Consider the following 13,051-nt stretch of genomic DNA (forward strand, 5'->3'; position numbering starts at 1 on the left):
TTCTAAATAAGTTTTCACTGAATATTTGATTTTCTAAGCATTGCTTTATAAAATTCCGAGCTTTTACAAAGTTCTTCATCTGTCCCTATCGCTTCTATTTTTCCGGCATTTAATAAAACGATTTTGTTTGCATTTCTTATTGTTCTTAATCTATGAGCAATAACAATTGCCGTTTTTTCTTTTATAAGTTCGGATAAAGCCTCTTGAATTAGACTTTCATTTTCAACATCCAGAGATGCTGTAGCCTCATCAAGCAATATGATTGGTGCGTCTTTTAGTATTGCCCTTGCTATTGAGATTCTTTGTCTTTCTCCGCCTGAAAGTCTTTGTCCGTTTTCACCTATTACTGTATCTATTCCATCCGGCATTTTGTCTATAAATTCATAACATCTTGCTATTTTAGCCGCTCTTATAATCTCTTCATCTGTAGCATCTTTTTTACCGATTTTTATATTATCTTTTATGCTTGAATTAAAAAGAGTAACATCTTGGAAAACGATAGAGAAATTTTTAAGGAGTGTTTCCGGATCAATTTTACCGATGTCCTCTCCCCCTATCAAAATCTTTCCTTTATCTATATCCCAAAATCTTGCAGCAAGCTTGGTGAGAGTTGTTTTTCCGCTTCCGCTTGAACCGATTAGCGCAGTGATTTCACCCTGCTTTGCAGTAAAGCTCACACAATTTATTACAGAATAATCATCATATCCGAAATAAACATCCTTGAACTCAATATCGTAATTTTTAATGTCAATATCTTTTTTGCCTTTTTGAACAGGCATGGTCTTTATTTCCTTTATTCTCCCTACAACCGCATCAAGCATAACTATCATTGACATAAAGGTGATTATTCCTTCTATAGGAAGATAAATACTTGCTGTAAGCATTAAAAATGCGATATAAACCAGCGCACTTACCTCCCCTGCCATAAGCATGTTGACGCCGATAACGGCAACACTTATAATTCCAAGCTTTAAAATTGCGGCAGCTATTCCTGTAAGTGTTCCGGCTACAACTTCACCTTTCGTCTTCTGTTTTGTGGATGCATTTAATTTTTCAAAAAAATCATTTAACATCCTATCTTCTAAGTTGTAAGATTTTATTTGCTCTATCTGCTCTATATTTTCCTGTAGATTATCAAAAACCTTACGATTATCATCTATCCAGCCTTGTACTATTTTTTTCTGACTTTTCTTTGATAAAAATATAATCAAAATAGAAATGGGAATTACCCAAAGGGCTGCAAGTGCAAGTTTCCAATTATAGAAGATAAGCATTAAAGCAATAATACTTGTGGATATAGCCGTTGAATATATATGAGGTACAGCATGAGAAAAAATTGTTTCATATAAGTTCATGTCATTCATCATGGTTTCCGCAAGGTCTGCCAAATCTCTTTTACCAAAATAAGAAAGAGGTAATTTCTTTAACTTTTCCGCTAACTCAATTCTTGAATTTGCACTCTCGTTGTACACATTGGTGTAAAGTCTTACATAATCCCACCTCGCTATTAAGAACATCACAATCATCATTACTACAATTAGTGCAATATAATGAACAGAAGTAAAATTGTAACTCTCAATACTTTTTAAAATGCCTATATACTGAAACAGAAACATAAAACCGATCATTGGTGCGAACAATTTAGTTAAATTAACAAGCGTGTGTGAAAATATGGCTTTTTTTAAGTTAAGAGCGCCTTTTTCTGACATCGCATATTTTTTCATAAAATAAGAAACCATATGTTTAACCTCCTATCTTCCAATTTACGGATTTTTGATATTCTTCCCAAAGTTTTTTGTAAGGCCCACTCATACCGATTAAATCTGAATGCTTGCCTTCTTCTACAATTTTCCCCTTATCAATAACAAGAATTTTATCCGCATCTACTACTGTAGATAATCTATGAGCAATCATCAATGTTGTCTTGTTTTTTGATAGCTTCTTAAAAGACTCTTGAATCAAATGTTCATTTTCAGGATCTGCAAAGGCTGTAGCTTCATCTAAAATGATAATATCTGCATCTTTCAAAAAAGCTCTCGCTATAGAAATCCTTTGAGCCTCTCCTCCTGAAAAATATGTGCCTTTAGTTCCGTAAACAGTATCAAGTCCTTTATCTAAATTTTTAATAATATCTTTAGCCCCTGAATTGATTAAGGCATTGTCAATTTCTTCATTAGTTGCATCAGGCTTTCCGATTAAAAGATTATCTCTTAAACTCATTTTAAATAGTTTAGAGTTTTGAAAAACAAAAGCAATTTTTCTCATTAAAGCCTCTTTTTCAAAATCTTTTATATTAATTCCTCCAATATAAATTTCACCTGTTTTAATATCGTAAAATCGTGCAGCAAGCCTTGCTATAGTAGTTTTACCACTGCCTGATGATCCGACTAAAGCAACTCGTTCTCCTTTATTCACCTTAAATGAAATATCGTCTAATACATTTTCATCTTCATAAGAAAAGCTTACATTTTTAAACTCTATCCCAACATCAGAACTTGTTTTATTTCCATAAACAAAATCATCAAACTCAAGTATATTTTCAATTTTATCTAAAGCAAGTTCTGCAAAATAACTGTATTGTGTAATCGTCGCAGTTCTCATAATAAAAGTAGCAAATGCCGGTCCTATTAGGAAGTAAATAACAGAATCTGCAACTACATTAGATAAGTTTCCATTAAATTTTATTAAGAGTAATGCCACAGGTACCAAGAAAAATGCCGTCGATGTAGAAACGGTTTCAAACCACGACATTTTATTCGTATAACTCATAGTAAGCTTAACTACATTGTCTTTTGTTTTTATGATTAACGAATATAACTTATCAAAGCTCTCAACACTTTGTGCAAATGTTTTAACAACAGGAATTCCTCGAACATATTCCACAGTCTGAGAAGATAAATCGGAAAGTCCTGCATAATACTCATCCTTCATTTTTTTTGTTTCGGTTGTCATCATAGATGACATCAATGTCATACCGATAATCATCGGTATCATACTGGCAAGTCCTAACTTCCAGTTAAACACGAAGAAAAATACAAGCAGGACGATTGGCGATATAATGGTCATCGCCATATCAGGAAGTTGATGCGCTATAAAAGAATGGGTTTCAGACGCTCCGGACACAATTACATTTCTTATCCTTCCGCTTTCTTTGTCATCGAAATACCCAAGCGGTTTGTTTATTAGTTTTGTTACGGAAGTCTTAATAATGTTATCTTCCACTTCAAATGCAAAAATATGGGATAAAATTAAACCTATTAGGTATATAAAAAGCCCCAGAACGGCAAAGACTGCTGCATAAATTGAATTTTCCTTTACATAATCAAAATTCACCATCCCATTTAAAATTAAGTTATTTACAATTCTATGAATATATACCATAGGCATCAAAACCATGACACCTGATACAGCAGACATAACCATAGCAATATAGAGTAAAAAACTTTTTTCACCACCGTAAGCCATTAGTCTTTTCAGTATTGATTTCTTCTTATCCTTCACTGAACAACTCCTCCTTTTTTTAAAATTAGCAAACCCTATAAATAGCCTTTTTAGACTGATTTTAGAGGCTTGTTTTCAAACTCTTTTGCAATACGCATAGTTTTTCTTGTTTTTATCTATCATTCATTATATAATAAATGAGGATTTCAATCAATTAGATATGGCTAAATAAGTCTATTCGGGATAATGTCTATTCGGGATAAAATATAAAGCACGGAGGTATAATATGAGTGATTTTTATAACTTTGTTAAAAACTTTTTTTCTACAGATGAATCTATCGATAATACAAAATACTCCACTGTAGGACATGAATTCCGTTTTAGCACGGATAATGCAGAAGGCATATATTGGTTTTACGAGGGCGATAATTTCACTATTGATATTTATGATGTTTTCATAAAAAAAGAAATTATCCATACAAGTTTTTCTGGTTTGAATAATTTCTATTCCCTTTATTTATCTTATTTAGTTACAGCAAACGGTGAATGTTTTAATCCTTATCAAAATCTTTCTTCAAATTCACTTTATACTATAAATACAAAAAATTCTAAAGACTTTAGGTTTTTACTTCACAAAAACTCTCCTTATTTAGGAATCGGTATAAATTTCAATCAGTCCATGATAGAGCAATGCCTGTCCTCTTATAAGAATAAAGTCTGTAACTATGAAGATTTATTTTTTAATACCAGCATTATAATAAACAAGCCTTTAGAAAGAATCGCAAAAGATATCCTTAATTGCAAGATGGCATCTCCTGCTGCTGAAATCTTTTTTGAGTCAAAGGCAAAGGAATGGTTAAGTATTACAATAGACTCTTTTTTAAATAAGTACAGCAATCCACTATCTATTGCCGATGATGAGGCTTTGAAAAATGTCACCAATTATATAGACGATCATTATGCAACATCTATCTCACAGGATACTTTAGAAAAAATATCCACTATGAGCGGCACAAAACTAAAAAAGTTATTTAAGCAAAAATATCAATGCACAATTACAGAATATACTCAAAGACGGAGAATGAATATGGCGGAATTACTCCTACTGAACTCTACCCTTAAAATTCAAGATATAGCAGAGGCTGTAGGATATTCCTCTCACAGTAAATTTAGTACATGCTTCAAAAAATATAAGGGATTTTATCCCAAAGACATAAAAAAATATGCGAAAAATAATCTTTCTGATTAAATACATAAGGATTTAACTTTGGGGACGGTTGAGTTAGACCTTATTGGAAAATGTTAAAGTCATAATTGGTAAACCTAAATAAATTATACGTTTAGGTCTTGTTATTATCTTGTAAAATCAGTAAAGTAGCTAATTCTACTATTTTTAGGGAGTTAGTCACAAAGAAAATCAAACAGTTAGACTGACTGTTTAAGTATGAAAAAAGCAGATAAAAATCCCTTGAGTAAATAACTTAGGGGATTTTAAAGGTTGGGATAGGGTATTGAAAAGCTCGTACAAAGTATAATAAAAATCCCCACCAAATTTTGAAAATCTATTGAAATGTATTGAAGTTTATTAGCAGAATACATAAGTGGAAAGCTTGATTTTAATACATTTAGAAGATTAATGAAAAAGAAATATCACACTTTCATTCTTATTAAAATCCTTATAACTGTATTTTGAATGATTTTCCCCAATCAAGCATCCCTCTCTCTTATAAAATATATACATTCAGTTGTATGAAATGTAATATTGTTCTTATCAGACTTGAAACTTTTACTAATCCAACTATTTATCTTACACATTTATTTTAAACCTACAGTATCCTATTTTCTTAATATTCTACAGTGTAACACTGCATTTATATTATAACGCTAATATGTTCAGAAAAGAAATACTTTGTAAGTCAATGTTTGTTATAACGGAAATTGTTAGAGATGTCTATCATGACAGAAATTGAGATAATGTCCATAACTTCCCTGAAGATAAATTATGTAATCACAAACTATTTCATATCCAATCTAGTGTAGGTTGTTTGGAGCATATCATCAACAAAAAAAGAACGAGCCAAAACTGCGTTCTCCTTATAATGATGAAAATATGTTTTATACCACAAAAGATATGTAAACTAATCTTTTAAATAATAAAAAAGTTCCGACGTTTGTAAATGTTTTGAGTAAATTGAAATTACTTTTTGACCTTCTGGAAATACTGTCTTTCTCTTCAAATCTAATAAAGATTGAGGAACAATTTTCTTTGATGTCTCTTTCAATGTTAATGCTAGTATCTGTTTTCTTGTACGTAGAGCATAATCAAACTCCAAATACAAATAACGTCCTGAACCAGTTAGATGAACATGCTTTCCCAATAACTCCTCAATAGATCCTAAAACTTGTAACTTTTGCATCGTGGTTCCATCATTTTTTATTTTCAACTCATCAATTATGACATGACTATTTAAACAATCGTCAAAGAAACTGCCTGCACCTTTTCGGTAATCAACACCACATAGGTGCATGAAATTAGTAGGTGAAAAATGAAGTTCAACACTTTCTATTTCCGTTTCATAATACATGATTTTGCCAACAAAGTGTTCTTTAAAAAAAGAAGCCGCAATTTGTAACTGAGTAAAAAAACGCTGAAGTTTTATTTTTTCGGTGTAATTTGGATTACGATAATCTCTAGAATTTTCCATATTTTCCTCACAAAAAAGGTGGTTTACAGAGTCTGTAAGCCACCTAGTCAGTCGGTTTATTCTGGTGTCTGCCACCGCTTGGCCCTTACGTCCAAGATTGCTATCGGATTTCGTTCTGGTGTCCGCCACCGCTTGGCCCTTATGTCCAAGATTACTATCAGATTGACCATGAGCCGACCACTCATCTACACTATTTATTCTACCTGAAAATTGTTAAAATTTCAAGTATCAACTTCTTTATTTCACCGTATAGGCAAAACTGATGGCACTATCTGCTTGAGAGATTTTTCTAAAGGTATAGTTAGGGTTGCCACCATAGTTTGTTTCAGACACGAGGAAAGAACCATCATCATAGATCTTCTCGACAAAAGCCACATGACCATACTCTGCTGGTGTACCATGTGTACCTCCCACAAAAGAAACAATAGCACCTGCTCTTGGTGTAGAACCCGTTTCCCCTCCAAGACTTGACGCTGTCGCAACCCAGTCCTGACCATTTCCCATGGTATTAATGATCGAAATCTTTTCTCCATTTCTACCTTTTAATTTTAAGCCTAACTGATTCATACGAGCCGCAACACCCCATGTACATTGTCCATAGGCATAGGCCATACCATCCCCACCACCAGGAACAGAATGCTCATACAAGTCTCCACGAACACCTTCAAGGGATTGCGGGTCACTTTTTGCCTGTCCTCCATTTGTTTGACTAAAGCCTTTTTCAATTTGGTAATACCATTCCGTGGCTCTAGTTTGTCTTTCCAGTAGTTTGTCTCCAGAATTTCCCTCCCAATAGGTGAGGAAGAGTTGGGCGAGATTGGCTGCACTGCCCGTATTTTTAAAGAAATCCTTTAACCAACTTTGATAGTAAGGACTATCCCCATGAAGCATAAAATCAAGTTGGAGGTCTAAATCATACCATTTCTTATTTTGGGTGCGTGCATAATTCAACAAGGCTGTATGCCGTGTTGACCCATCTGCGGTATCTGTCCATTGCCCTAACCCCAAACCTCTATGAAGAATATTAGGATAAGCACCTCCATAAATGGCTGGACCTCCAATTGCTAACCATGCTTCATCATCCCATGAGGAATCGGTAGCGCCAACTGGAGGAGATAAATAATCTCCTTCAGCTCGTTTTGGATTAATAGAAGACTCTACCGACCAATTTCCTAAAATAGCCGCAATGGCTTGGGGACTTGCCCCTTGAGATTTCAAAAACTCATAAATATGTTTTGCTCGTTCAAACTCATCTCCACCAAACTGACCAATTGCAGGTAAGATAGTGGTCTGAAGTTGAATGACTTTTGGAAAATAAAATTGCGGATTGACATACACCAATTTTTCTTTCTTGTTCTTATACTTTTGATAGGAAACTTTCAAACCTGTATCGTCTGGTGTTTCACCAATAATATCACCCGTTAGGACTCTTGTCCCCTCAATCGCACGGCCATTATGAATAGAATACAAGGTCAATCGACTCTCATTCTCTCCTTTTCCGTTAGTGAGAATAACATTGTCACCATCAAGTGATACAACTCCATCCATTGGTGCGACAATCGTTTGGTGAGCCTTCGCTTCTAGTAGAATGTACTCCTGAAGAGTAGGTTTTCCGTCTAAATCATAGTATCCATAACGATAAGTCATGGTTAGACTATCTTCGTTGCTTTTCCCCTCAAATGGATTGTCCAATTCCTGCATGGAAGCATAGACCCCTTCTTCTTTTAATTCCTTTATTTCCTCTTGATCGTCTTTCGATAGTTTATACTTAGGAGTTTCATAGAGGTCTTGCATGGATTTCAAATCTTCCCCATCGTTTAAATCATGCCACAAAGTAGACAGATAATCCTTGTAAGTTTCTGAACTAAATAAGTGAACTGGTTTGTGTAACTCATAGTCATGGAATTTAAAGTTCATATACCCCATCACATCATCAACTTTTGTGTAATAGGTAATGCCTTTGTCATTTGTACGAGTATGTTCTGCGTCTTCCCAGGTTAGGTGGGTATAAGCTTTTGTTAATTCAAATTCATCTTGTTGAATTAAACTAGCAGATGAAAATCCTAAAAAGAAGCTCATCATAAATAAGAGAAGAAAGACTAATCCTCCAACTATCCATGTTGCAGGATTTCCAGCCGCAAATGTAAAGAAGGAAAAGGCTGCTTTTAGTTTTTGATAGATATTTCGGACACTGATAAGACCTTGTTTCTTTAATTTTCGAAACCGATTTTTAAAGGAACTTGGATTATCTTTCGCTAGTTTCCATCCTTTTCCATCCTTAAAATGATGGTATCGCTCTTTTGTGTTGGTCAGTCTTTTCTTGGCAAAACGACCTGTTACTTGTCCTGTTTTGACACTAGCTTTCCCAATGTTATAAGAAAGCCGACTGTAGCGTTTTCCTTTTCTGATAGTCTCTTGAAGCGTGCGATAGCCTTCTAAATCTTCATTTTCTGAAGCTAACTCTCCACCTTCACGTCCAAGGACATAAAGAAAAGTTTTGGCTTTCCTACTGACTTTTTTGAACTTATAGGCTTGTTTAGTAGATTTTAGATTCTCTTTTGCGGCCTTGACTTCTTTCTTAGCTTTTAATTCTTCTAAACTCTTCCCTTGAAAGAAAAAATTAGATTTTTGTTTCGATTCCTGACCGTAGAGAAATTTTTGATTGGTTTTTCTTTCTTTACGACTCTCTTTTCTTTCTTCTTTTGCTTCTACCTTGGCTTCTCTAAATTGCTTCTTGGCTATTTTCAATCGTTTCCTAGCATGAGGCAACCGTCTGTCTCTTAATTCTTTCCGATTCAAAAGAGATGGAGGACTATTTTGAAGGATGTTATTGTAGTCTTCATTTGCTTGTTTTACTCTTTCCTTTGAAGCTTCTCTCATCTCCTCTAGCTTTTCTTTTATCTCTTTTTTCCATGCTTTTTCATCCAGTACAGCGGAATCTTTTTTCTGTTTCCTTACCTCCTTCTTTCCTTTTTTCAAGAATTTCTTCTCATCTTTTAGACTTCTTCTAAATGCCTTTCGGGCACGAATGATTTCTCTCTTATCCTTCATTTACCTTCCCCTTAATTAGAAGCCATTTTATCAGGATCTGTACTCATGATATCAAACAATTGTGTACCTTGAGGAATCTTATTTTTAAAGGGAACGACAACGGAACCAGCTTTTATTAGTCCTGCCCCTTTTTCTGGATTGACTAGATATTTTTCAAGTTCTTTTGACAAGCCTAAGAGTTGAACCAGTTCTTCTCGGTCATTTTTTGCTTGCTTGAGAAGAATCATAAATTCACTATTTGCAATAATCCGTCTACCATTTGGATCTAACAATAAGGTTTCGACGTTTTGAGTTATTCCAGTCGGACTGGCTCCATATTTTCTGACACGACTCCACAATTTAAAGAAGAAATCACTAGCATATTTATCTAGTAAGAGAAGCTGCATCTCATCAAAATAAATCCAGGTCTTCTTCCCTAATTTTTGATTCCGAACAACACGATTCCATATCTGATCAAAAACAACCATAAGGGCGATTTGTTTCAGCTCATCCCCTAACTTCTTAACGTTATAAATCAAGAAATTAGATCCTGTCTGAATATTGGTCTTATGAGAAAAAATATCAAGAGAACCTTCGACATACAGTTCCATATCAAGTGCCAAATTCTGCGCTTCTTCTTCTGGTTGTTGGCTCAAGACAAAGACCCATTCTTCCAAAGAAGGCTCTTTAAATGACTGATAAGTGAGTCTCGTAACTCGGTCGATAATCGATTTTTCTCTCCCATCCATTTTTCTATCCAATAACTTGCCGATAAAGGATAAAAGAAATTCTGATTTTACCTTTACAGGATCCTCATCCATATTTTCCTCAGACAAGTCAAGGACATTGAGATAAGTTTGGGAATCGGGCGCAATATCAATCATTTCTCCACCAAAAGCCCGTCCAATGACACTGTACTCCGCTTCTGGATCAACGATGATAATTTCTGTATTTTCGCCAGATTCCTTGATTTTGGTCGTGATAATTTCATGCTTGGTTGCCATCCCTTTCCCAGCTCCAGATGTCCCTAAAATCAGACCAGACGGTGTATTTAATAGGCTACGATCAATGGTAATAATATTGCTTGAGATTTGATTGATACCGTAATATTTCCCACTACGGTCTTGTAAATCTACTGAAGTCCAAGGTGAGTTCACTGCTACATTAGATGTTAATAAACTCCGTGATACTCCCTCTAAAAAATCACAACCAAATGGCAGCAAACTATTAAAGGCTGCTTCTTGCATATATGGAAGTTTATCAATCATTAGGTCATTTGAGCCGGCCACTTGTTGAATCGTATCTAGTGCTTGTTTAAGTTCTTCTTCATCCTGACCAAAAACACCAATCAAAAAGACTGTTTGAAATAGTTTATCTCCTGTCTCGGTCATGGTTTTTAAGAGTTCTTCAGCTTCATCGATATTACTTTCTAATACATGACCTACTTTTTCCAAATAGATACCTGTACGAGCCAGTTTTTGTTGTTCCCCAATCTTTTGGGATTCCATCAAGGTTTTCTTTGTTCGTAGTTTCTTCATGGCATCCGCCTTGGTCGAACTTTGAGCATGGAGGCTCACAATCAATTCCAAATCTCCTTGCATGAGGTCTCGGATAAACTGATCCCCTAATTCCATACCGTAGTCTCTCACATAGACAATCTGCAATAAGCGGTCATTGATTTGTAGGTAATTCTTGTTTTTGAAATCTAAGAGATTAGGCGCTATGAAGTGACGAGTTGTCTGACCAGATCTCGTTAAATCACGATAAGAAAAAGGAAGATGGTGTTCTCCTCTAAGCATATCTGCCAACAAGTTCACACGGTTTTCTCCAGCCAAGGATTCAAAGCGAGCATCAATTTCTGAGAAACCACTCTTGAAATATTCTCCTATTTGGGACAAGGAACGATAGGCTTGTTTGGGATTAGAATCCTTTCTACCAAAGCTAATCAGTTTCACAGCTGAAAAATTATTTTCACCACTGTCTAAATTCTGATTCATCATCCGATTCAATTCTTTACGATAGGTATCATACCCATCTTCTTTTTCCTCATACAAAACACTTTGTCTAAACTTTTCTAAATTCAATCTTTTATTAAAGATAGTCAATTGGAAGTTGGTTTGGTCATCTAGGGAGTTAATCAAATCAGAATACTTCTCAATGATTGCGCCCTTATCTTCTAAACCAACGGTCTGGTAATTGACATCACCAAGTAAATAGCTTTGTGAGAAATAATCTTCTTTTACCTGCATCAGACCATTTTGATACAGGGCTTGATAGGAAAGAGTATTAGCCGTAGAGGGTAACACTTCCTCTTTTTTTCCTTTAACTACTTCTTTCTGATTAGTCATTGAAGTTTTTTGTTTCTTTAATGTATTTGATTTTCTTTTCATGTTCAGGTCCTTTCTTTCCTGTAATTGTGCGTAGGGGAACCGTTAATTCAAAATGAAGACGGTATTTCAAATAATGTTCAAAATATAAATCATTGGGTTTATAGACTCCAAATAGCATGAGGGGAATGGTAAAGGCAAACACAAAACCGTAAACAAACCAATCTCCAAATTGCCAGAAAAAGAGATTTAAGCCCAAAACAATAATTGTGACAATAAAGGCTGGTAAAACAAAGATGATTTGTCTTGTGGTGAAACCTAACCAAGCCCTGTGTTGGTATTTTGAGATGTCTTTAAAGACACGTGTATTCATGACTTTCCTTTCTAAAAAGGCTAAGAAGCAATCACTTCCTAGCCTTTATCTAATTACATACCTAAAATTGAGCGAGCCGTACGTTGAGATCCAACGAGGGCAATAATCAGTAAGATAGCTTGTATTAAACTACCAAACATAATCGCAAGTGATTGCAAGACCCCTGCACCATTTGAAACAGCTATTTTCCCAGCAGATTCAAACAAAGGAACAAGAGAAACAATCAGAAAAATAAGAACCCCTTGTACCGCATAGACCATAATATTTTTTAAATAGCCAATACCAATAGACTTCCACTCATCACTTAAAAATGTTGGAATCGTAAGAGGGGCAAATGGAATCATAAGGTAGAGTTGAATAAATCGAATAGATACCAAAAGATTGACCATGGCTGCACTTACTATCCGAACAAGCCAAATGAGGAGGGCGAAAAAGCCTACAATCATCCGGCCAATAAAGCCTGAACCTTTTAATCCAGAGATGGTATCATACTTTGCCCCACCGTGAGCCACAATCGAGGCCACTTGTTCAATGGCATGACTCGCAATCCCGATGATGGCTTCTACAATCACGGTAGTGTTGGTAATTACAACTGCGACCATAATATAACTAATCAACATCGGCGCTAATGCTTCAAAGGTCATCGCTCCTCCTGAGTTAGCAATTTTCTTTGCCATCTTCGAAAATTCTAGGATGAGAACAACTGATAAAATCGCAACTCCAAGAGGCTGCATGACACTTTTAGTGATACTAGACATGTAAGTCCAAACTGTTGGATTGTAGCTAGATAGAGATTTAATCAGATCTACCGTTGATTGTAAATCCACATTAAATCCTTCAAATAAATTTTCAGCTGATATTTTTTCAGATGCAAGGTAAACAAAGGGTGAAACTAAACTAAGATTCATGTCATTGTTTATCCTCCTAAATTGAAATCTGGGTTACAAAGGCTCCAGCAGCCCCGACCATAACACCACCGACAATTTCCAGAATGGCATTCCGAACACCTGGTCCACCATCTTTAATGTTGGTTGCAAGGTTGACAATCCCCACAACAACGAGAAAGGCACCAACCGCAATCAATCCCTTCTGTAACAAAGACATAGCTTGTGCAAACATAGCACTTGCGTCTACTCCATAAACAAAACCTTTAAAATGCGTAATCATCTATTTCC

General features: G+C 35.2%; 10 protein-coding genes. 2 read left to right on the forward strand and 8 right to left on the reverse strand.

Annotated elements, in window-relative coordinates; genetic code table 11:
- Positions 1-14: 14 nt before the first annotated feature.
- Positions 15-1,739 (reverse strand): ABC transporter ATP-binding protein, encoded by a 1,725-nt coding sequence (locus B7700_RS07105; RefSeq protein WP_084888027.1) that lies wholly within the window; start codon positions 1,737-1,739, stop codon positions 15-17.
- Positions 1,740-1,743: 4 nt separating this feature from the next.
- Positions 1,744-3,501 carry an ABC transporter ATP-binding protein gene (locus tag B7700_RS07110; protein WP_084888029.1) on the reverse strand — a complete coding sequence of 586 codons (1,758 nt, stop codon included), beginning with the start codon at positions 3,499-3,501 and terminating at the stop codon, positions 1,744-1,746.
- 226 nt (positions 3,502-3,727) lie between these two features.
- On the opposite strand from B7700_RS07110, the gene B7700_RS07115 reads away from it, so the two are divergent.
- Complete coding sequence (locus B7700_RS07115) at positions 3,728-4,690, forward strand: helix-turn-helix domain-containing protein (RefSeq protein ID WP_048773342.1); 963 nt, start codon at positions 3,728-3,730, stop codon at positions 4,688-4,690.
- A gap of 889 nt (positions 4,691-5,579) precedes the next feature.
- On the opposite strand, the gene B7700_RS07120 is transcribed toward B7700_RS07115, so the two are convergent.
- A complete protein-coding gene (locus B7700_RS07120; RefSeq protein WP_000431812.1) occupies positions 5,580-6,146 on the reverse strand; it encodes a PBECR4 domain-containing protein in 567 nt (188 codons plus the stop codon).
- A gap of 18 nt (positions 6,147-6,164) precedes the next feature.
- Here B7700_RS07120 and B7700_RS11200 point away from each other — a divergent pair, with 18 nt between their 5' ends.
- On the forward strand, positions 6,165-6,353 hold the full coding sequence (locus B7700_RS11200) for a hypothetical protein (protein ID WP_075202690.1): 189 nt from the start codon (positions 6,165-6,167) through the stop codon (positions 6,351-6,353).
- Positions 6,354-6,383: 30 nt separating this feature from the next.
- Here the strand turns inward: B7700_RS11200 and B7700_RS07130 are convergent, their stop codons facing one another.
- Genes B7700_RS07130 through B7700_RS07150 form a run of 5 tightly spaced genes read right to left on the reverse strand, consistent with a single transcriptional unit; the run spans position 6,384 to position 13,043 of the window.
- Entirely contained in the window at positions 6,384-9,197 is a 2,814-nt protein-coding gene (locus tag B7700_RS07130; protein WP_084888032.1) for a phage tail tip lysozyme, read from the reverse strand.
- Between the two features lie 11 nt (positions 9,198-9,208).
- Complete coding sequence (locus B7700_RS07135; protein WP_192855672.1) at positions 9,209-11,566, reverse strand: VirB4-like conjugal transfer ATPase, CD1110 family; 2,358 nt, start codon at positions 11,564-11,566, stop codon at positions 9,209-9,211.
- On the reverse strand, positions 11,517-11,876 hold the full coding sequence (locus B7700_RS07140; protein ID WP_001097589.1) for a PrgI family protein: 360 nt from the start codon (positions 11,874-11,876) through the stop codon (positions 11,517-11,519). Before B7700_RS07140 ends, B7700_RS07135 begins: the two co-directional genes overlap by 50 nt.
- A 53-nt stretch (positions 11,877-11,929) precedes the next feature.
- Complete coding sequence (locus tag B7700_RS07145; protein WP_001054256.1) at positions 11,930-12,784, reverse strand: VirB6/TrbL-like conjugal transfer protein, CD1112 family; 855 nt, start codon at positions 12,782-12,784, stop codon at positions 11,930-11,932.
- Positions 12,785-12,800: 16 nt separating this feature from the next.
- Positions 12,801-13,043 carry a hypothetical protein gene (locus B7700_RS07150; RefSeq protein WP_000627865.1) on the reverse strand — a complete coding sequence of 81 codons (243 nt, stop codon included), beginning with the start codon at positions 13,041-13,043 and terminating at the stop codon, positions 12,801-12,803.
- Positions 13,044-13,051: the final 8 nt, after the last annotated feature.

This window comes from Streptococcus mitis (assembly GCF_002096755.1).
Lineage (GTDB): Bacteria > Bacillota > Bacilli > Lactobacillales > Streptococcaceae > Streptococcus > Streptococcus mitis_AC.

Bases quoted from the DNA above. Each gene is read 5' to 3' on its own strand.
- B7700_RS07130 (WP_084888032.1), bottom strand. From the start codon at position 9,197: ATGAAGGATAAGAGAGAAATCATTCGTGCCCGAAAGGCATTTAGAAGA.
- B7700_RS07145 (WP_001054256.1), bottom strand. From the start codon at position 12,784: ATGAATCTTAGTTTAGTTTCACCCTTTGTTTACCTTGCATCTGAAAAA.
- B7700_RS07140 (WP_001097589.1), bottom strand. From the start codon at position 11,876: ATGAATACACGTGTCTTTAAAGACATCTCAAAATACCAACACAGGGCT.
- B7700_RS07120 (WP_000431812.1), bottom strand. From the start codon at position 6,146: ATGGAAAATTCTAGAGATTATCGTAATCCAAATTACACCGAAAAAATA.
- B7700_RS07105 (WP_084888027.1), bottom strand. From the start codon at position 1,739: ATGGTTTCTTATTTTATGAAAAAATATGCGATGTCAGAAAAAGGCGCT.
- B7700_RS07115 (WP_048773342.1), top strand. From the start codon at position 3,728: ATGAGTGATTTTTATAACTTTGTTAAAAACTTTTTTTCTACAGATGAA.
- B7700_RS07135 (WP_192855672.1), bottom strand. From the start codon at position 11,566: ATGAAAAGAAAATCAAATACATTAAAGAAACAAAAAACTTCAATGACT.
- B7700_RS07150 (WP_000627865.1), bottom strand. From the start codon at position 13,043: ATGATTACGCATTTTAAAGGTTTTGTTTATGGAGTAGACGCAAGTGCT.